This is a genomic window from Lysobacter antibioticus (genome assembly GCF_001442535.1).
Taxonomy (GTDB): Bacteria; Pseudomonadota; Gammaproteobacteria; order Xanthomonadales; family Xanthomonadaceae; genus Lysobacter; species Lysobacter antibioticus.
This window is the reverse complement of record NZ_CP013141.1, coordinates 2,171,645-2,190,503: the sequence shown is the minus strand read 5'-3', so window position 1 is coordinate 2,190,503 and position 18,859 is coordinate 2,171,645. Positions and strand designations below refer to the sequence as shown.

General features: G+C 66.9%; 13 protein-coding genes and 1 riboswitch. Of the genes, 10 read left to right on the top strand and 3 right to left on the bottom strand.

The window, feature by feature from the left end:
• Window positions 1-21: 21 nt before the first annotated feature.
• Genes GLA29479_RS08810 through GLA29479_RS08800 form a run of 3 tightly spaced genes read left to right on the top strand, consistent with a single transcriptional unit; the run spans window position 22 to window position 2,266 of the window.
• Window positions 22-312, top strand: a complete 291-nt coding sequence (locus GLA29479_RS08810) for a CopG family ribbon-helix-helix protein (protein WP_057971366.1) — start codon at window positions 22-24, stop codon at window positions 310-312.
• Window positions 309-605 carry a type II toxin-antitoxin system RelE/ParE family toxin gene (locus tag GLA29479_RS08805; protein ID WP_057971365.1) on the top strand — a complete coding sequence of 99 codons (297 nt, stop codon included), beginning with the start codon at window positions 309-311 and terminating at the stop codon, window positions 603-605. Before GLA29479_RS08810 ends, GLA29479_RS08805 begins: the two co-directional genes overlap by 4 nt.
• Before the next feature lie 23 nt (window positions 606-628).
• Window positions 629-2,266, top strand: coding sequence for an NAD+ synthase (locus tag GLA29479_RS08800; protein ID WP_057971364.1), 1,638 nt, complete (start codon window positions 629-631; stop codon window positions 2,264-2,266).
• 370 nt (window positions 2,267-2,636) lie between these two features.
• Here the strand turns inward: GLA29479_RS08800 and GLA29479_RS08795 are convergent, their stop codons facing one another.
• A complete protein-coding gene (locus tag GLA29479_RS08795; protein ID WP_057916967.1) occupies window positions 2,637-3,536 on the bottom strand; it encodes an outer membrane protein assembly factor BamD in 900 nt (299 codons plus the stop codon).
• Between the two features lie 105 nt (window positions 3,537-3,641).
• Here GLA29479_RS08795 and rluD point away from each other — a divergent pair, with 105 nt between their 5' ends.
• The 7 genes from rluD to clpB all read left to right on the top strand — a co-directional run bounded on the left by rluD (window position 3,642) and on the right by clpB (window position 12,442).
• Window positions 3,642-4,616 carry a 23S rRNA pseudouridine(1911/1915/1917) synthase RluD gene (gene rluD / locus GLA29479_RS08790; protein WP_057971363.1) on the top strand — a complete coding sequence of 325 codons (975 nt, stop codon included), beginning with the start codon at window positions 3,642-3,644 and terminating at the stop codon, window positions 4,614-4,616.
• The gene (gene pgeF, locus GLA29479_RS08785; protein ID WP_057971362.1) at window positions 4,613-5,383 is read left to right on the top strand and encodes a peptidoglycan editing factor PgeF; all 771 of its coding nucleotides are present in this window, start codon (window positions 4,613-4,615) and stop codon (window positions 5,381-5,383) included. Before rluD ends, pgeF begins: the two co-directional genes overlap by 4 nt.
• Window positions 5,383-6,204, top strand: coding sequence for a PA3715 family protein (locus GLA29479_RS08780; protein WP_057971361.1), 822 nt, complete (start codon window positions 5,383-5,385; stop codon window positions 6,202-6,204). The genes pgeF and GLA29479_RS08780 overlap by 1 nt, the downstream gene beginning before the upstream one ends.
• A gap of 51 nt (window positions 6,205-6,255) precedes the next feature.
• Window positions 6,256-6,939: a DUF4166 domain-containing protein gene (locus GLA29479_RS08775; RefSeq protein ID WP_057971360.1), complete on the top strand. Its 684-nt coding sequence runs from the start codon at window positions 6,256-6,258 to the stop codon at window positions 6,937-6,939.
• 357 nt (window positions 6,940-7,296) lie between these two features.
• Complete coding sequence (locus GLA29479_RS08770; RefSeq protein ID WP_057916972.1) at window positions 7,297-8,904, top strand: SulP family inorganic anion transporter; 1,608 nt, start codon at window positions 7,297-7,299, stop codon at window positions 8,902-8,904.
• Between the two features lie 54 nt (window positions 8,905-8,958).
• Window positions 8,959-9,489 carry a lactoylglutathione lyase gene (gene gloA / locus GLA29479_RS08765; protein ID WP_057916973.1) on the top strand — a complete coding sequence of 177 codons (531 nt, stop codon included), beginning with the start codon at window positions 8,959-8,961 and terminating at the stop codon, window positions 9,487-9,489.
• Between the two features lie 367 nt (window positions 9,490-9,856).
• The gene (gene clpB, locus GLA29479_RS08760; RefSeq protein WP_031371637.1) at window positions 9,857-12,442 is read left to right on the top strand and encodes an ATP-dependent chaperone ClpB; all 2,586 of its coding nucleotides are present in this window, start codon (window positions 9,857-9,859) and stop codon (window positions 12,440-12,442) included.
• Between the two features lie 563 nt (window positions 12,443-13,005).
• On the opposite strand, the gene GLA29479_RS08755 is transcribed toward clpB, so the two are convergent.
• Together GLA29479_RS08755 and GLA29479_RS08750 are read right to left on the bottom strand one after the other, a co-directional pair.
• Window positions 13,006-15,033, bottom strand: coding sequence for an amidohydrolase family protein (locus GLA29479_RS08755; protein ID WP_169795632.1), 2,028 nt, complete (start codon window positions 15,031-15,033; stop codon window positions 13,006-13,008).
• A gap of 668 nt (window positions 15,034-15,701) precedes the next feature.
• Complete coding sequence (locus GLA29479_RS08750) at window positions 15,702-18,077, bottom strand: TonB-dependent receptor plug domain-containing protein (RefSeq protein WP_057971358.1); 2,376 nt, start codon at window positions 18,075-18,077, stop codon at window positions 15,702-15,704.
• 516 nt (window positions 18,078-18,593) lie between these two features.
• Window positions 18,594-18,837, top strand: a riboswitch (cobalamin riboswitch).
• Window positions 18,838-18,859 lie beyond the last annotated feature (22 nt).

Sequence of the window (18,859 nt, the reverse complement as noted above, 5' to 3'; positions counted from 1 at the left end):
TTTCGTTTGCCAAGGACGCCCATGTCCACCACCACCATCCGCTTGACCGAAGAACTCAAGGCGCGCATCGCCCGCGCCGCCGAGCGCAGCGGTACCACGCCGCACGGCTTCATCCTCGGGGCGCTTGAGGAGAAGGTCGACGAAGCCGAGCGTCGGCGCGACTTCATCGGCGAGGCCGAGCGCCGTTGGCAGAGCTTTGTTGCGGACGGGCAGGTGATCGCCTGGGGCGACATGCGTGAGTATCTCGCGCGCCGCGCACGCGGCGAAAGTCCGGAGCCGCCGGCCAAGAAGACCTTCGGGCGCGAATCGTGACCCGAATCGTCCTCTCGCCCGGCTCGGCGGAGGACTTCGCTCGGATTCTCGATCATCTGGACCGGCATGAGGTCGACCAGCGCGAACCGCGCATCGAGGGCATCCTGCATGCCATCGACGTATTGGCCGACAATCCTCTGATCGGGCGCGTGCTCGAGCAGGATCTGCGCGAATTGGTCATCGGCCGCGACGCCCAGGGATACGTCGCTCTGTATCGCTATCTCGGCGAGTTCGACACCGTTTTCATCATCGCCATTCGCGTCCAGCGCGAGGCTGGCTACACCCACGACTGACTGGTCGTTACGAGAATCGCCGAATGTCCAAGACCCTGCGCATCGCCCTGGCCCAGTTCGACTTCCCGGTCGGTGCGGTTGAAAAGAACGCCGAACGCATCGCGGCGATGATCGTCGAGGCCCGCGACCGGCACGGCGCCGACGTGGTGCTGTTTCCCGAGCTCGCGGTCAGCGGCTATCCGCCGGAAGACCTGCTGTTGCGGCCGAGTTTTCTCGCCGATTGCGAAGCCGCGCTGCAACGGATCGCCGGCACCGTGCGCGGCATCGTCGCCGTCGTCGGCTGGCCGCAGGCCGCCGGCGCGGTGGTCTACAACGCCGCCAGCGTGTTGCGCGAAGGGCGGGTGGAAAGCACTTACCGCAAGCGCGAACTGCCCAACTACGCGGTGTTCGACGAGCGCCGCTACTTCGACGTCGACCCCGACGGCGAGGCCTGCGTGTTCGAGGTCGAGGGGGTTTCGGTCGGCGTGGTGATCTGCGAAGACCTGTGGTTCGCCGAGCCGCTCGCCGCGACCGCGGCCGCCGGCGCCCGCCTGGTGCTGGTGCCGAATGCCTCTCCGTTCGAGCGCGACAAGCACGCCCAGCGCGACGCGCTGATGGAAGTGCGGGCGAAGGAAACCGGTGTGGCGCTGGTCTATCTCAATGTGGTCGGCGGCCAGGATGCCCTGGTGTTCGACGGCGCCTCGGTGCTTGCCGACGGCGACGGCCACGTCCATCCGGCCGCGACCGCGTTCGAGGATCATTGGCTGGTCGCCGACTATCGCGACGAAGACCGCAGCTTCGTGCCCGTGGCTTGGCCGACCGAGCAGGACGAAGGCCGCGACTCGTTGGCCTGGCGCGCGGTGGTGCGCGGCACCCGCGACTACTGTCGCAAGAACGGCTTCGACAAGGTCTGGCTGGGGCTGTCGGGCGGCATCGATTCCTCGCTGGTGATGGCGATCGCGGTCGATGCGCTCGGCCCGGAGAACGTCGTCGCAGTGCGCATGCCCTCGCGCTACACCGCCGATCTGTCCAACGACCTGGCCGCCGAGCAATGCGCGAGCCAGGGCGTGCGCCTGCTGGCCTTGCCGATCGAGAAGCCGTTCCAGGGCTATCTGGACACCCTGGCCGAAGTCTTCGCCGCCAAGGCGGTCGACGTCACCGAGGAAAACCTGCAGTCGCGTACCCGCGGCGCGCTGTTGATGGCGATGAGCAACAAGTTCGGCGGCCTGCTGCTGACCACCGGCAACAAGAGCGAGTACGCAGTCGGCTACGCCACCATCTACGGCGACATGTGCGGCGGTTATGCGCCGATCAAGGACCTATACAAGAGCGAGGTGTTCGCGCTCGCGCGCTGGCGCAACGCGATCGCCGGGGCGCCGGTGATCCCGTGGGCGGTGATCGATCGCCCGCCCTCGGCCGAGCTGCGCGAGAACCAGAAGGACCAGGATTCGTTGCCGCCCTACGACGTGCTCGACGCGATCCTGTTGCGCCATGTCGACCAGGAGCAGTCGCGCGACGAGATCGTCTCGGTCGGCTTCGACCCGGCGACGGTCGACAAGGTGCTGCGCCTGGTGCGCATCAGCGAATGGAAGCGGCACCAGGCCGCGCCGGGGCCGAAGGTCTCGCGGCGGGCGTTCGGTCGCGAGCGTCGCTATCCGATCACGAACGGTTACGTCGGTTGATCGCGTAGCGTTCTGGTAGGAGCGGCGCGAGCCGCGACCAACCGAAGCGATCGATACCACGCCCCAACCCGAAGCCCGGTCCTCCACCGCGCGAAACCGCGCTTGCGTCGTTACCGCGGTAGCGCGGTCGCGGCTCACGCCGCTCCTACAGGGGGAGCGGCGGCGCCCGGGAAGCGATCGATACCACGCCCCAACCCGAAGCCCGGTCCTCCACCGCGCGAAACCGCGCTTGCGTCGTTACCGCGGTAGCGCGGTCGCGGCTTGCGCCGCTCCTACAGGGGGAGCGACGGCGCCCGGGCAGCACTCGACCCGCCACAAAAAACGCCGCCCGAGGGCGGCGTTTTCTTTCCTGCTGCTGCGAAGCGGGCGCTTACTGCTTGCGCTTTTCTTCGTCGCGGTCGCGGTTGTCGACCGCCGACTTCTCGCCCGCGAACGGGTTGAGCTTGCGCAGGTTGCTCGGGTAGTCCGGCCAGTCTTCCGACAGCGCCGGGTGGGTCGCGTCGTTCTGCTGCAGCACGCGCTTGGCGTCGGCGGCGAGGGTCTGGTTGCCCAGGCCTTCGTAGGCCTTCATCAGCACCGCGACCGCATCGTTCTGGTAGCGGCTCTGCGGATAGGTCTCGAGCAGGTACTTGGCGCGGTCGGCCGAGGCCACGAAGGCGGTGCGGCGCAGGTAGTACAGGGACACGTCGAGTTCGTGGCGGGCGAAGGTGTCGCGCAGGGCGAGCATGCGCTTGCGTGCGTCCTCGGCGTAGCGGCTGTTGGGGTAGCGCTCGACCACGATCAGGAAGTCGTTATAGGCCTGCATCGGCGTCGACAGGTCGCGGCGGCTCACGTCCAGGCGCCAGACGCGCTGCAGGAACACCGTGTCGCGGCTGGAGTTCACCAACCCGCGCAGGTAGTACAGGTAAGCGACGTTGCGGTGGGTCGGGTAGGTGCGGATGAAGCGGTCGATGCTGCTGATCGCGTCGTCGTGCTTGCCCGACTTGTACTGGGCGTAGGCCGTCTCGACCAGGGCCTGCTCGGTGTAGGGGCCGTAGGGGTACTGCGCGACCAGGCGCTTGAAGCTCGCCTCGCCCGAGGCCCAGTTGCCGTTGACCATCGAGCCGTGGGCCTTCTTATAGATGGCCTCGACCGGCTGGCCTTCGTCCGCGTCCTTGTCCTTTTTGAACATCTTGCCGACGCGGCTGCAGCCGGAGGCAGCGAAAACCACGATCAGCAGCAAGCAAAACAGGCGAACAAGTCCGCGGGAAGAGGCAAAACGTACAGTCATGGCAGGCATCGACGGGCGCCGGAGGCACGAAGCGCCGATAATAGCAGTCCGCGGGTCGTGCCCCTTAACCGATCCCGTCTCCCCGCCGCCGTATAGACCCCTCCGATGACCGAGCTCCGCCAGACCCTCACCGCCACCGTGCCCGACAGCGCCGCCGGGCGCCGCTTCGATGCGGTTCTGGCCGAACTGTTCCCCGATTACTCGCGCTCGCGCCTGGCCACCTGGATCAAGTCCGGCGACGCCCGCCTGAACGGCCGCGAGGTGCGGCCGCGCGATCCGGTCCAGGGCGGGGAGTCGGTCGAGCTGACCGTCGTCCTCGACATCCAGACCCGCGCCGAGGCCGAGGACATCGCCCTGGACGTGCTGTACGAGGATGCCGACGTGATCGTCCTCGACAAGCCGGCCGGGCTGGTCGTCCACCCGGGCGCCGGCAACCACGCCGGCACCCTGGTCAACGCCCTGCTGCACCGCGATCCCGGCCTGGCGACCCTGCCGCGGGCGGGCATCGTCCACCGCCTCGACAAGGACACCTCCGGGGTCATGGTCGTGGCCCGCACCCTGCCGGCGCATACCTCGCTGGTCGAACAGCTGTCGGCCCGCGAAGTGCACCGCCAGTACCTCGCGGTCGTGGTCGGGGCGCTGGTCTCCGGCGGCACCGCCAACGCGCCGATCGACCGCCACCCGCGCGACCGCCTGCGCATGGCGGTGCGCGAAGACGGCCGCGATGCGGTCACCCATTACCGCCTGCGCGAGCGTTTCCGCGCCCACACCTTGCTGGAGTGCCGCCTGGAAACCGGGCGCACCCACCAGATCCGCGTGCACATGGCGCATCTGAAGCATCCGATCGTGGGCGACCCGCTGTACGGCGGCCCGCTCAAGCTGCCCAAGGGCGCGACCGACGGTCTGGTCGAAGCCCTGCGCGGCTTCAAGCGCCAGGCCCTGCACGCCGAGACCCTGGAGTTCGTCCATCCGGTCAGCGGCGAGCCGATCCGCTGCACCGCGCCGGTGCCGGCTGACCTGCGCCATCTGGTCGCCGAGCTGGGCGCCGACACCCGCGCCGCCGCCGAGGCCGGCCGATGACCTCGGACGCCGCGCCGTGGATCGATGCGCAGTGGCCGATGGCCGCGTCCGTGCACGGCTTCACTACCCTGCGCGGCGGTCTCGGCGTCTCGCAGGCGCCGTTCGATCGCTTCAATCTCGGCACGCGCTACGGCAGCGACCGCGACGATCCGGACGCGGTGACGCGTAATCGCGAGCTGTTGATCGAACGTGCGGGCTTGCCGTCGCCGCCGCGTTGGCTGCACCAGGTGCATGGCGTCGAGGTGGTGCGATTCGATGGCCGCAGCGACGCCGGCGACGAACCGGTCGGCGATGCCTCGGTGACCTCCAGCCCCGGTACCGTGCTGGCGATCCTCACCGCCGATTGCCTGCCGGTGTTGTTCGCCGCCGAAGACGGTAGCGAGGTCGGCGCCGCCCATGCGGGCTGGCGCGGCCTGGCCGCCGGTGTGCTCGAAGCGACGGTCGCGGCCATGCGTACCACGCCCGGCCGTCTGCGCGCCTGGCTTGGGCCGGCGGCAGGGCCGCGGCACTACGAAATCGGCGAGGAAGTGCACGATGCCTTTGTTGCGCACGACGCCGAGGCGGCCTCGGCCTTCGTCGCCACCCGGCCGCAGCATTGGCGCGTCGATCTGTATGCCCTGGCGCGGATGCGTCTGGCGCAGGCCGGCCTGGCGGCCGATCATATCCATGGCGGCGGGTTGTGCACGATCTCCGAACCCGACCGCTTCTACTCCCATCGTCGCGACCGCCGCACCGGCCGCATGGCGACCCTCATCTGGATGCAATGATGACTCTCTTGGCCCAACGGACGGTCCTGTCCCTGTCTTTGTCTCTCACTGCGCTGCTCTGCGCCGACGCCGCGGCGGCTGATTGCCAGTCGCGCGTTTACGACCTGCTGCGGGCCGCCTATCCCGGCAGCGTCGGCGAAACCGGCGACGAGGGCGAACTGCTGCGCACCGCCGGCTCGCCCACGCGTTGGATCAATCTCGGCGAGGTGGCCTGCAAAGTCTGGCCGGCCTCGCCGGACAAGACTCTGTTGACGGTGCGGTTGCGCCACCAGGCCGCGTCCGGCATCGACAGCGACACCGCCGACCTGGAAGTGCTGGTCGCCGATTCGGCGCGCCCGCGCATTCTGCAGCGTTACCGCGAGGACGACGCGCTGCAGTCGGATGCGGTGCGGATCAGTTCGGTGACCCTGGACACCGCGCGCTACCGCCTTAACGAGAACACCACGGCCTTCGGCGTGCGCATCGGCTACACCGGTTCCTCGCGCGCCAATCCTTACGGCAGCACGGTGATGAACCTGTACGTGGCCGACGGCGCCAAGCTGCGGCCGGTGCTGAGCAAGCTGGAAGTGTCGAAAGAACGCGGCGAATGGGACACCAACTGCGCCGGCGAATTCGAGAACGTGCAGCGCACCGTCGCGATCGACGCCAAGCGCGACCATGGCTATGCCGGCCTGCGCATCAACAGCGTCGAGGAAAGCAGCCGCAACGTGGCCGACGACAAGGACTGCGACGAAGTGCCGGGTCCGACCAAAAAGAGCAGCGTGCGCCTGGCCTACGACGGCCGCGAGTACGCGGTGCCGGACGATCTGCGCGGGCTGTAAATGCGAAATCAGGCAGTAAAGCAGGCGCCGGAGCGGGATGCGGCGCGGGATGTGGTGAGGCTGGGCGCGCGCGAGGGGCTGTATCCGCGCGCGCTCGGGGTGCGTTTCGTCTACCTGCCGCGGACCTTGCGGCTGCTGCACGGCCAGGGCGGGCGCCGGACCTATCGCGGCGAGGCCCAGGTCGAACGCGGCCGCGGGCTGTGCTCGCGGGCGTTCGCGCGCATCGCCGGATTGCCCCGGGCCCATGCCGGGCCGATCGAAGTCGAGATCGACGCCAACGCGCGCGGCGAAACCTGGACCCGGCGCTTCGGCAAGTCGGCGATGCGCTCGCGCCTGGTCGAGCGCGACGGTCTGGTGTTCGAACGCTTGGGGCCGATGCGGTTCGCATTCGCCCTGGACCTGGCCGGCGAGTTGCCCGATGCGGCGGCGTCGGGCGTGATGTCGCTCGGCGCCGCCCAGGTGACGGTGTCGTCCGCGGTAATGCCCGCCCAGTTGGCCGACGAGCCGGCGGGCGCAGCGGATGGCGAAGCCGGGCCGGGCGCGAACGAGCCCGGCCTGTCGTGGCGGCTGGTGCGGGTGCGCGCGCTCGGCCTGCCGTTGCCGTCGGGCTGGTTCGCGGGCGTGCGCGCGCGCGAGTTCGAGCGCGACGGGCGCTATCACTTCGAGGTCGCCGCGCAGTTGCCGATCGTGGGTTTGCTGGTGCGTTATCGCGGCTGGCTGGACGTAGAGGGCTGAGCCGCCGCCCCACCCGTGGCGGCGATGTTTCGCCCCTGCGTCGACGGTATGAGCCGATAACTCATCCTCCTCCTTCGCACCGCCCCAAGCCGGCCGATTGGCGGCACACTCTCTAGTGCGAACGGATCGCAAGCCCGCCGGCACGGAAGCGCCCATTCCCGCATCCCGAGTAGCTTCCATGAGTGTCATGAGCCCCATCCCGTCAGCGTTATGTTGCGATTTCGCCGCCGTGCGGTCGCCGGTCCTTTTTCCTCGGGCGACATGGGCCGGCGGCGCGGGGGATAGGGGGCGCGGGTGGCTGGCTTTGGTGGTTGATCGCGCGGTCCTCGCTGGTGGTACGAACGGGGGGCCCGGCCGGTGAACGTCGATACTTCACGTAAGCAGCGCCCGTGGTTCGTAGCGGGCGATCTCAACGGTTTCTTCGGCCTGGTCGTCGACAACCTGTCGATCCTCGGTTTCATTTCCGCGGCGCTGATCGGCATCTTCGGTTTTCCGGCCGAGGTCATCTATACGCGGATGTTTCCCGGCACTGCGTTCGGCGTGCTGGTCGGCAATCTGATCTATACCTTCATGGCGCGCCGTTTGGCGGCGAAGACCGGTCGCGACGACGTCACCGCGATGCCGCTGGGCCTGGATGCGCCGACCAGCATCGGCATGGCCTTGCTGGTGCTCGGCCCGGCCTTCGTCGGGTTCAAGCAGCAGGGCATGGACGAACAGGCCGCCGCGATCGCCACCTGGCAGTTGGGCATGGCTTCGCTGGTGGTGATGGGCGTGCTCAAGTTCGTGCTGTCGTTCGCCGGCGACACCGTCACCCGTTTGATCCCGCGCGCCGGCCTGCTCGGCTCGATCGCCGGCGTCGCCCTGGTGCTGATGGGCTTCCTGCCGCTGATCGAGACCCTGCGTTCGCCGATGGTGGGTTTCATCACCTTGGGGTTGTTGTTGTATGTGTTGATCGCGAAGGGGCGCTTGCCGGTCAAGTTGCCGGGGGTGTTCTTGGCGTTCGTGTTCGGCACCGTGTTGTATTACGGGTTTGGGGCGGTGGGGTTGGGAGCTCCTGGCTTCGAGTGGCCCGAACCGTCGCCGCTGCGTTTCGTGCTGCCGTGGCCGAGCTTGGGCTTCATCGAAGGCCTGGCCTACACCCAAGCTTATCTGCCGCTGCTGTTGCCGTTCGGCCTGCTGATGGTGGTCGGCGGCATCAACGTCAGCGAAAGCGCGCGCGCCGCCGGCGACGATTACCGCACCCGCGACATCCTGCTGGCCGAGGCGTTCTCGACCCTGGTCGCCGGTTTCTGCGGCGGCGTGGCCCAGACCACGCCCTACATCGGCCAGCCTGCCTACAAGCACATGGGCGCGCGCAGCGGCTACACCTTGCTGACCGGATTGTTCATCGGCGTGGGCGGCATTCTCGGCATCGTTTCCGGCTTGGTGCAGTGGCTGCCGTTGGCGGTGCTCGCGCCGATCATCGTCTACGTCGCGCTCGACATCACCACCCAGGCGTTCCAGGCCACGCCGAGCAAGCACGCCACCGCGATGGTGTTCGGCTTCCTGCCGTCGGTGGCCTATATGTTGGCGATCAAGACCGGCAATCCGGGCTGGATCGCCCCGGACCACCACGCTCAGCTAATGAACGCCCTCGATGGCCACGGCCTGCCGGAACTCGCGGTGATCGTGACCCTCGGCAACGGCTTCATCATGACCTCGATGATCTGGACCTCGGCGGTCGCGGCGATGGTCGACGGCCGCCTGCGCCGCGCGGCGGCGTTCCTGCTGGTCGGCGCGGCATTGAGCCTGTTCGGCATCATCCACTCGGTCGACCCGCGCGGCGGTATCTACCTGCCGTGGGCGCTGGAGGGGCTGCAGCGCACCATCGCCCTGCAATTCATCGGCGCCTACGTGGGCCTGGCGGTTTTGCTGGGCTTGCTGTCTTTGCAGCGCGATGCCGTGCCGGCCGAAACGCAGGCTTGATCGCGGCCGGGTTTGCCCGCAAATCCTTTAGACCTCTTTGAATCGGCCCCCGCCATGTCCCTGCAGAACGAACTCGACGCCGTCCCCGGCGTGACCGCGCGCCCGGAAGCCGCCACCCACGGCTTCGTCTTCAACCACACCATGTTGCGGGTGAAAGACCCGCGCCAGTCGCTCGATTTCTATACCCGCGTGCTCGGCTTCACCCTGGTGCGCAAGCGCGACTTCGCCGAAGCCAAGTTCAGCCTGTACTTCCTGGTGTTGGTGGCCGACCCCGCGCAAATCCCGGCCGAAGAGCCCGCGCGGGGCGAATGGCTGCTGAGCCAGCGCGGCGTGCTCGAACTGACCCACAACCACGGCACCGAGGACGACGCGGACTTCGCCTACCACGACGGCAACAGCGACCCGCGCGGCTTCGGCCACATCTGCGTGTCGGTGCCCGACATCGAAGCCGCCTGCGCGCGCTTCGAGCAACTCGGCGTCGCCTTCCAGAAACGCCTCAGCGACGGCCGCATGAAGAACATCGCCTTCATCAAGGACCCGGACGGGTATTGGGTCGAGATCCTGCAGCCGAACAGCCTGGTCTGATCCGCGGTTCCAGGCCGCTTTCTGTCGAATCCCCCGGAACACCGCGCAAGCGGTTCTCCCCTTTGAAAAAGGGGGCAGGGGGATTTGCTCCTGCGCTCAGCGCGGTGATGCGCGGCCAAGAGCAAATCCCCCGCGCTGCCGCGCCGATCAGTTCTCCGGCCAGCGCCGGGCGCTCGCCCCCTTTTCCTAAGGGGACGCCGGTCGGAGCGAGTGTCGGTGACAGTAAGCGTCGGTCAGCGCGCCTTGCTCCGCCCCCGGAAGTCCCGTCCCGCCTTGAATCGCCCCGTCCAGCCCGCATTAACAGGTCATTCGCGGCCGCGGCGCGACACTCGCGCTCCGGGCCGTCATACCTTCGGAGAGACCCCCCATGCGGATGGACAAGCTTACTTCGCGCTTCCAGCAGGCTCTGTCGGACGCGCAATCGCTCGCGGTCGGGCGCGACCACAGCGTCATCGAACCGGCGCATCTGCTGACCGCGTTGCTCGAGCAGAGCGGCGGCAGCACGCGCCCGCTGCTGGCCCAGGCCGGCGTCAACGTGCCGCTGTTGCGCGAGCGCCTCGGCGAGGCGCTGGAGAAACTGCCCAAGGTGTCGGGCCAGGCCGGGCAAGTCTCGGTCGGCAACGACCTGGCGCGCCTGCTCAATGTCACCGACAAGCTGGCGCAGCAGCGTAACGATGCTTTTATCGCCAGCGAGTTGTTCCTGCTGGCCGCGCTCGACGACGGCGGCGAAGTCGGCCGCGCGTTGAAGGCGGCCGGAGCGACCAAGGCCAAGCTCGAACCGGCCATCGACAAACTGCGCGGGGGCGAAAGCGTGCAATCGGAAAACGCCGAAGAACAGCGGCAGGCGCTGGAGAAATACTGCATCGACCTGACCGCGCGCGCCGAGTCCGGCAAGCTCGATCCGGTGGTCGGCCGCGACGAAGAGATCCGCCGCACCATCCAGGTGCTGCAACGCCGGACCAAGAACAACCCGGTGTTGATCGGCGAACCCGGCGTCGGCAAGACCGCCATCGTCGAGGGCCTGGCCCAGCGCATCATCAACAACGAAGTACCCGAGGGCCTGCGCGGCAAGCGCGTGCTGTCGCTCGACATGGGCGCGCTGATCGCCGGCGCCAAGTTCCGGGGCGAGTTCGAGGAGCGGCTCAAGGCCGTGCTCAACGACCTGGCCAAGAACGAAGGCCAGGTGATCTTGTTCATCGATGAGCTGCACACCATGGTCGGCGCCGGCAAGGCCGAGGGCGCGATGGACGCCGGCAACATGCTCAAGCCCGCGCTCGCGCGCGGCGAGCTGCATTGCATCGGCGCGACCACGCTCGACGAGTACCGCAAGTACGTCGAGAAAGACGCCGCGCTCGAACGCCGCTTCCAGAAAGTGTTCGTCGGCGAGCCGACGGTCGAGGATACGATCGCGATCCTGCGCGGCCTCAAGGAGCGCTACGCGGTGCACCACGGCGTCGAGATCACCGACCCCGCGATCGTCGCTGCGGCGACCCTGTCGCATCGCTACATCGCCGACCGCCAGCTGCCCGACAAGGCCATCGACCTGATGGACGAAGCCGCCTCGCGCATCCGCATGGAGATCGACTCCAAACCCGAGGAACTCGATCGCAAGGAACGCCGCCTGATCCAGCTCAAGATCCAGCGCGAGGCGCTGAAGAAGGAGAAGGACGCCGAGTCCAAGCAGCGCCTGGCCGACCTCGAAGCCGAGATCGCCACGCTAGAGCGCGAGTTCAACGACCTCGAGGAAATCTGGAAGGCCGAAAAGGCGACCCTGCAGGGCGCGACCAAGATCAAGGAGCAGATCGAGCAGGCCAAGCTCGACCTGGAAGCCGCCCAGCGCACTCAGGACTATGCGCGCATGAGCGAAATCCAGTACGGCAAGCTGCCGGAGCTGGAGAAGCAGCTCAAGGCCGCGCAGGAAGCCGAGACCCAGGGCTTCAAGCTGCTGCAGGACAAAGTCACCGCCGAAGAGATCGCCGAAGTGGTCGCGCGTTGGACCGGCATCCCGGTGGCGAAGATGCTCGAAGGCGAACGCGACAAACTTCTGAAGATGGAGCAGGCCCTGCACGCGCGCGTGGTCGGCCAGGACGAAGCGGTGCGGGTGGTGTCCGACGCGGTGCGGCGTTCGCGCGCCGGCCTGTCCGACCCGAATCGCCCGAGCGGTTCGTTCTTGTTCCTCGGCCCGACCGGCGTCGGCAAGACCGAGCTGTGCAAGGCGCTGGCCGAGTTCCTGTTCGACTCGGCCGACGCGATGATCCGCATCGATATGAGCGAGTTCATGGAGAAGCACGCGGTCAGCCGTCTGGTCGGTGCGCCTCCGGGCTATGTCGGCTACGAAGAGGGAGGCTATCTGACCGAGGCCGTGCGTCGCCGTCCCTACAGCGTGATCCTGCTCGACGAGGTCGAGAAGGCGCATCCGGACGTGTTCAATATCCTGTTGCAGGTGCTCGACGACGGTCGCCTGACCGATGGCCAGGGCCGCACCGTCGATTTCCGCAACACGGTGATCGTGATGACCTCGAACCTGGGCTCGCAGATGATCCAGGAGATGAATTCCGACGACACGCCCGAGGGCTATACGCAGATGAAGGCGGCGGTGATGGGCGTGGTGCAGGCGCACTTCCGTCCCGAGTTCATCAACCGCCTCGACGACATCGTCGTGTTCCATCCGCTCGACAAGAGCCAGATCCGCGAGATCGCCAAGATCCAGCTGCACGGTCTGGAAAAGCGCCTCGCCGAGCGCGGCCTCAAGTTGGCGCTGTCGGATGCCGGCCTGGCCTTGATCGGGAATGTCGGCTTCGATCCGGTCTACGGCGCGCGTCCGCTCAAGCGTGCGGTGCAGCAGCAGTTGGAGAACCCGCTCGCGCAGAAGATCCTCAGCGGCGAGTTCGTCAGCGGCGACACCATCCGTGTGGATGCGCAGGGTGGGCATCTGGTGTTCGGCAAGGATTGAGCGACGCAACGGACGTCGCATGACCCGCAGGGGCCCGCGATTCGCGGGCCTTTGTTTTCGTCGTGATCTTGTCTTTTCGTGGTCGCGACTCACCTCGCTCCTGCAGATGGAGCATTTGCGGTTTCTTGGGCGGCGCGATGTTGCGAATCGGTCACTGTAGGAGCGGCGTGAGCCGCGACCGCGCCGTTTCGTTCTCGCGGCGAATTACTCAAGCAAGATCAAGATCAAACGATAAGAGCTTCCGCCACTAAAGCGGCGGGTTACTTTCTTTTGTCATAAGCAACAAAAGAAAGGTAACCAAAGAAAAATGCTTTGTTTTGAGTCACAAGCCCGCACGAGCGGTGCCTCCGCAGGGATTTTTCATACGGGACATCCCTGTCCCGATGAAAAACGGCCCGCATCCATGCGGGCCGCCCTCCGGGTCTTCGATTGCCTTCGCGAGTGCCAATCGACGCACAGCAACAGCAGAATCTTTACGGCAACGGCAACGGCAACGGCAACGGCAACGGCAACGGCAACGGCAACGGCAATGCTGTCATGCTGAGAGGTGGCGGCGAGGTCGCTCAGTTCGTCGCCACAGCAGCTTCCTTGCGCGGCATGATGCCGAGCGCGCGCTCGATTTGCGCTGGGTCGTAGCGCTTGCCGCCCTTGAACACGGCGTCGACCTTGCGGATGTCGTTCATGTCCTGGAGCGGGTCGCCGTCGATCAGCACCAGGTCGGCGAGCTTGCCCGGGGCGATCACGCCGCGGTCCTTGTCGACGCCGAGTACTTGCGCCGGGGTCAGTGTCGCCAGGCGCAGTACTTCGGCGTTGGCGATGCCGGCGCGGGCGTACAGGATCAGCTCGGAGTGCAGCATGTAGCCGGCCAGGGCGTCGGTGCCGGGCAGGATCGTCACACCGGCATCGTGCAGGGCCTTGAGCACGCGCAGCATGGTCGGGAAGGATTGCGCATAGGCGTGTTCTTCGCCCTTGGGCACCTTCAACGAACCCCAGCTCAAGTTGCGCTGGGCTTGCGGCGGCAGTCGCGGCGCGACCGTCTTCAAGCCGGGCGGGATCTTGCTCTGCGGGTCGCCGGCGAACAGGTCTTCGGCGATGCCCATGGTCGGGTCGAGCACGGTGTGGGTGCGCTTGAGGAAGGCGATGAAATCGCGGACCTCGGCGCGTTCCGGCGGGAACTCGGCGGCATGCGCCGCCGGTTCGGTCAGGCGCGCCATGGTGCGGGTTTCCTGGACGCGCGGGTAAAGGAAGTTGAGCTCGACGAACAGGATGTGCTGCAACTCGTCGGCGCCGGCCTCGATGAACTGGCGCGCCGACATGAAGGCCGGTACATGCCCGCTGTAACGCAGGCCGCGGGCGTGGGCGCGGTCGGCGATCACCGGCACCAGCTCGGGTTTCAGCGAGGAATAGCTCTTGATCTGCATATAGCCGTGGTCGGCGTACCAATCGACCGCCTTGATCGCTTCCTCGGGCGTGTCGACCAACATCTTGGTCGGACCGGCATACGGCCCAGGGCCGTCGATGAAGCCGGCGGCGAGCACGCGCGGGCCGATCTCGGTGCCGGCGTCGAAGCGCTTGACTTTGTCGAGGAAGGCGTCGGTATTGTTGGCGACATCGCGGCTGCTGGTGACGCCGTTGGCGATGTCCATCGCGCCGTCGGAATCGCCGTAGTGCTTGTGCACGTCCCACAGGCCGGGCATCAGGAAGCGACCGCCGGCGTCGAGGATCTCGGCGTTGGCCGGGGCCTTCAATGCAGCGTCGGCGGCGACGCGGACGATGCGCTCGCCTTCGACCAGGACGCTGGTGTTCGGCGTCACCGACAGGTCGCGCGGATCGTAGAGGCGCGCGTTGCGGATCAGCAACGGGCCTTTCGGTGTGTGGGTCAGTTCGCGCGCTAGTTTCAGCGACCATTCGGCGCCGGCGTGTTCCTGGAATTCGATCAGTTTGGCGAGCGAATCCTTATATTCCGGGGAGAGGATTGAGACCCAGCCCGAGGCCATGATCAGCGCCGCGGTATTGCCTTCGGCATCGAGCCAGACCGAGCCGGGCGTGTAGTCGAGCCCGGACACGCGGTACAGCGACAGGGTCGCCGGCCCCTTGGCCGTAGGCACTTCGAGCGTGCCGGCGCTGTCGAGCCGCGCTTCGCCGGCGGGCAACAGCGCGAGCTTGCGCTCGGGGGCCTTCAGTAGCGCGCGCACCAGCACGCCCTGGATTTCCGGAGTCGCGTTGAGCGGCAGGAAAAAGGCCGGTGCGCTCAGGGCCCGCTCGCCTTGCTCGCTGTCGTTCTTCCAGTGCGCCTTGCCGTCGCGCACGCTGAAGCTCTCTTCGACCGGGACTTTCAGATAATTGTGGCCGCTGCCGCGGTATTCGACCGGAATGCCGGCCGCGTCGAGCGTCCACTCGGTCTTGAGGTGGTCGCCGCGGCCGCGATCACTGTATTGGTACTCGACCCGGGTGCTGCCGTCGCCCGCGGTTTCCACGATCTGCTGGCCGGCGGGTTTGCCTTGCAGCAGCATGATCTGTTCGCGCTTGGCGGGCGCGGCGATGACGTTCGAAATCGCCAGGGACAGCAACAGCGCAACGGTCGAACGCATGGCGGGCACCTCGGGCATTCGCGGCGGGGCCGCTGAGCTGGGCCGATGGCGGGCGCCCGTAGCGGCAAGGCCCTCTTTATAGCCGATCCGCCGATCCGCGGAATGTACTGTGGTCGACGAAAAACGACGGCCCGGATGGTCCGGGCCGTTGTGGTGCATGCCGCATTCCCTTTTTTCAAGTAAGAGCAAAGCTCCAACCCTCTAGGAGCGACGTCCTATTGGATTTCCTTCGGTCATAAGCCGCGACCACGGGATGGGCAGACCTCGCAGCGCCTGCGTCGCTCATCGAAGCCATGAACTATCGCAGGGTAGGAGCGACGCAAGTCGCGACCGCGCGGTCTCCGGTTGCGGCGCTTCTTGCCGCAGGGTGGAGAAGCAACACGAATAGCAAAGCTTCCGCCCCCCTAAAGGGGGCGGGTTACTTTCTTTTGCTAAGCCCAAAAGTCCGTCTGGATTCCCTTCGGTCAAAGCTAACCAAAGAAAAGGGCTCTCCTTGCAAGGGCACAAGCCCGCACGATCGATGCCAACGCAGGGATGCTCCAGACAGGCCATCCATGGCCTGCTTGCGCACGGCCCGCATCCATGCGGGCCGCCCTACGGGTCTTCTCTTGGCCGGCAAAGCCGCAAAGCCAAGCAACTCAATCACTGCAAGTGCGTGTCGCCAGCTCTCACCACTTATAGCCGACCTTGATGTAGCCGAAGGCGCCGTTGAAACCGAACGGCGAGGCGGTGTTGTAGGGCAGGTAGTTGCGGGTGCCGCGCACCAGCTTGGACTCGTCCGGATAAGCGTCGAGGACGTTGTCGCCGCCGATGGTGAAGTCCCAGCTGTTGAGGCGATACGTCGCGGCCAGGTCCAGGGTCCACTCGTCGCCGAAGGTCTGGTCCTGACGTGGATCGGTCGCGTGCAGCTCGGTGAACTCGCCGTAACGGGTGGCGGTGGCGGTGAAGTTCCAGTTGCCGGTCTTCCAGTCGCCGGCGAGGAAGAACTTGTCGCGCGGCGCGCCCTTGGTGATGCGGCCGATCTCGGTGCGGCCGATACGCACCGCGGCCGGGTCGATCGCGGCCAGGCGTGGCGGGTTCGGGGCGATCTTGTCGATCTCGGTCTTGGAGTAGTTGTAACCGGCGGTCAGGTTGAGCTTGCCCGAGCCGACGTCCCAACCGTAGGTGGCGATGATGTCCACGCCCTTGGTGTCGGTGTCGACGGCGTTGGTGAAGTAGCGGCCGCCGCCGATGCCGGGATAGCCGTTGGCGTTGAGGTAGTTGCGCACCGCGGCGCTGGTCAGGTTTTCCGACAGCAGGATGCGGTCCTTCACCTGGATGTTGTAAGCGTCGATGGTGATGTAGAGCTGGTCGGCCGGCTGCAGCACCAGGCCCAGGCTGTAGTTGGTCGATTCTTCCGCCTTCAGCGCTTCCGAGCCCAGGGCGATGGCGGCCGGGTTGTCGACGCGGAAGGTGCCGATTTCATACGGGATGCCGCTGATGAAGTTGGTGGCGATCGACTGGAAGAACTGCTGCTGCAGCGACGGCGCGCGGAAGCCGGTCGAGGCGGTGGCGCGCAGGGCGACCTTGTCGGTGAAGGCGTAGCGGCCGGACAGCTTGCCCGAGGTGGTTTCGCCGAAATCGCTGTAGGTCTCGTAGCGCGCGGCGGCGCCGAGCGAGAACTTGTCGGTCAGGTCGGCTTCGGCGTCGATGTAGACCGAGTAGCTGTGGCGGTCGAAGTCGCCGGCATCGCTGGCGCGGAAGCCGGAGAACACCTGCGCACCCGGGATGATCTGGCCGTTCGGGGCGGCCACGCCGCCGTTGGCGTAGGACAGCGGCTCGCCGGCGCGTTCGGAGAACTCCTCGCCGCGCCATTCCGCGCCCCAGGCGAAGGTCACCGGGTACTGCCAGCCGAAGTCGACCGACTTGGTGAAGTCGAGGTTGAGCACGTGCTGGGTGACTTCCAGCGCGCCGGCGTAGAACTGGGTCGGCGAGGTCGGGCCGAGGCTGCGGTTAAGGGTGTTTTCGATGTCGAAAGTCAGGCCGTTGTGGCCGTAGTTGTAGCTCAGGTCGATCTGGGTGCCGCCGGCGGTCTCGCTGCGCAGGCCGAACACCGCGGCGCGGTCCTTGCTGACGTTGTGGATCTGCGGCAGGAAGCCGTTCGGATAAATCGACGGGATGTTGCGCGGGTCGCCGGCGAAGCGGAAATAACCGTTCGACAGCACGTCGCGTTCGCTGTAGCTGCCGAACGAATAGAAGCTCAGGTAGTCGGTCGGGTTGTATTCGCCGTTATAGGAGAACGCGCCCTGGTCGATCTCGGGATCGCCGTAGCGCTGCTCGACGCGGCCCTGGAACGGGCGCGCGCGGTTGGTCTGGTCCTGGTGCCCGCCCTGCGCGGCCAGGTGCAGCCAGCCGTTCTCGCCGAGTTTGATGCCGGTGTCGCCGGAGAGCTGGTACTGCTTGCCGTCGCCGGCGCTGTACTGGCCGTAGCGCGCGGCGATGCTGCCGCCCGTGCCGCTGCCCTTGAGTACGACGTTGATGACGCCGGCGATCGCGTCGGAGCCGTACTGCGCCGAGGCGCCGTCGCGCAGCACTTCGACGCGTTCGATCGCGGCGATCGGAATGGCGTTGAGGTCGACCGGCGAGGAGCCGCGGCCCTGGCTGCCGTTGAGGTTGATCAGGGCGGTGGTGTGGCGGCGCTTGCCGTTGACCAGCACCAGCACCTGGTCGGGGGCGAGGCCGCGCAGCTGAGCCGGGCGCACTGCGTCGGTGCCGTCGGTGATGGCGGGGCGCGGGAAATTCAGCGAGGGCAGGGCGCGCGACAGGGCGGTGGCCAGCTCGACGGTGCCGGTGGCCTCCAGGGTTTCGGGGGTGATGATGTCGATCGGCGCGGTGGACTCGGCGACGGTGCGGTCGCTGACGCGGGTGCCGGTGACGATGACCTGGTCCAGGGTCTTGGGGTCGCTTTGCGGCGCGTCTTGCGCGTGGACCGGCGCGGCGAGCGCTACCAGGAGGCCGAGGGCCAGAGGGTGACGTGAACCGGCGAAGGTGCGGCGGACGTGCATGACGACTCCTTGATGGGGATGACAGCGATGTCATTCGGATTTAACACGAACGTAACAACCGGTCAATGAAGCGGCCAAATATTGCCTAACGCAAGTAGTCAAAAAGTGGTAGAAGCACACTCTTTGCGGAATCCGGCGGCGGATGGCCGGCCGCTGCGCCTGGCCTGGTGGGGGCTTTCTGGCCCTCATCCCGTTAGGCCCTCATCTCTGCCAGCCCTGATTTCCTCCTCAAGTCGTCGTCCCCGCGAAGGCGGGGATCCACCGGATTTTCGTGCGAGAACGCCTGAGGTCTCTATCGCCCGGCCAGGGCGCGCAGCACCCTGGCGTTCACGGATGCGCGAGCCGGTGGCTCGCAAGCGCATCCATTCACCCCGGCCTGCGCGGGGATGACGATTTCAGCGCTAGGGGAGGCCGCGAGGTCCGTCCAGGAAAGCAAAGGCCGCGGATGGGCCCTGATCGGCGAGTCACGCGCATTTTCCTCCTCCGTACCCTGGCGTCCCGACCTCGCTCGACTGCTAAGATGCGCGCGCTCAAGGTGATCGCCGACACACAATCGGCGATTGAAACGGGAATCCGGTCCCCGCTTCTGGCATTCGCCAGGTCGGTCAATCCGGAGCTGCCCCCGCAACGGTAAGCGAGTACACGCACCGCACGACGCCACTGTGTTCCGACACGGGAAGGCGCGGTACGGGAGACCCGGTCCGATCTCGGACCGCCTCCGCTCGCAAGCCCGGAGACCGGCCCGGAGCGCGAACCGACAGGCGGAGGGCCGTGTCTCGGGG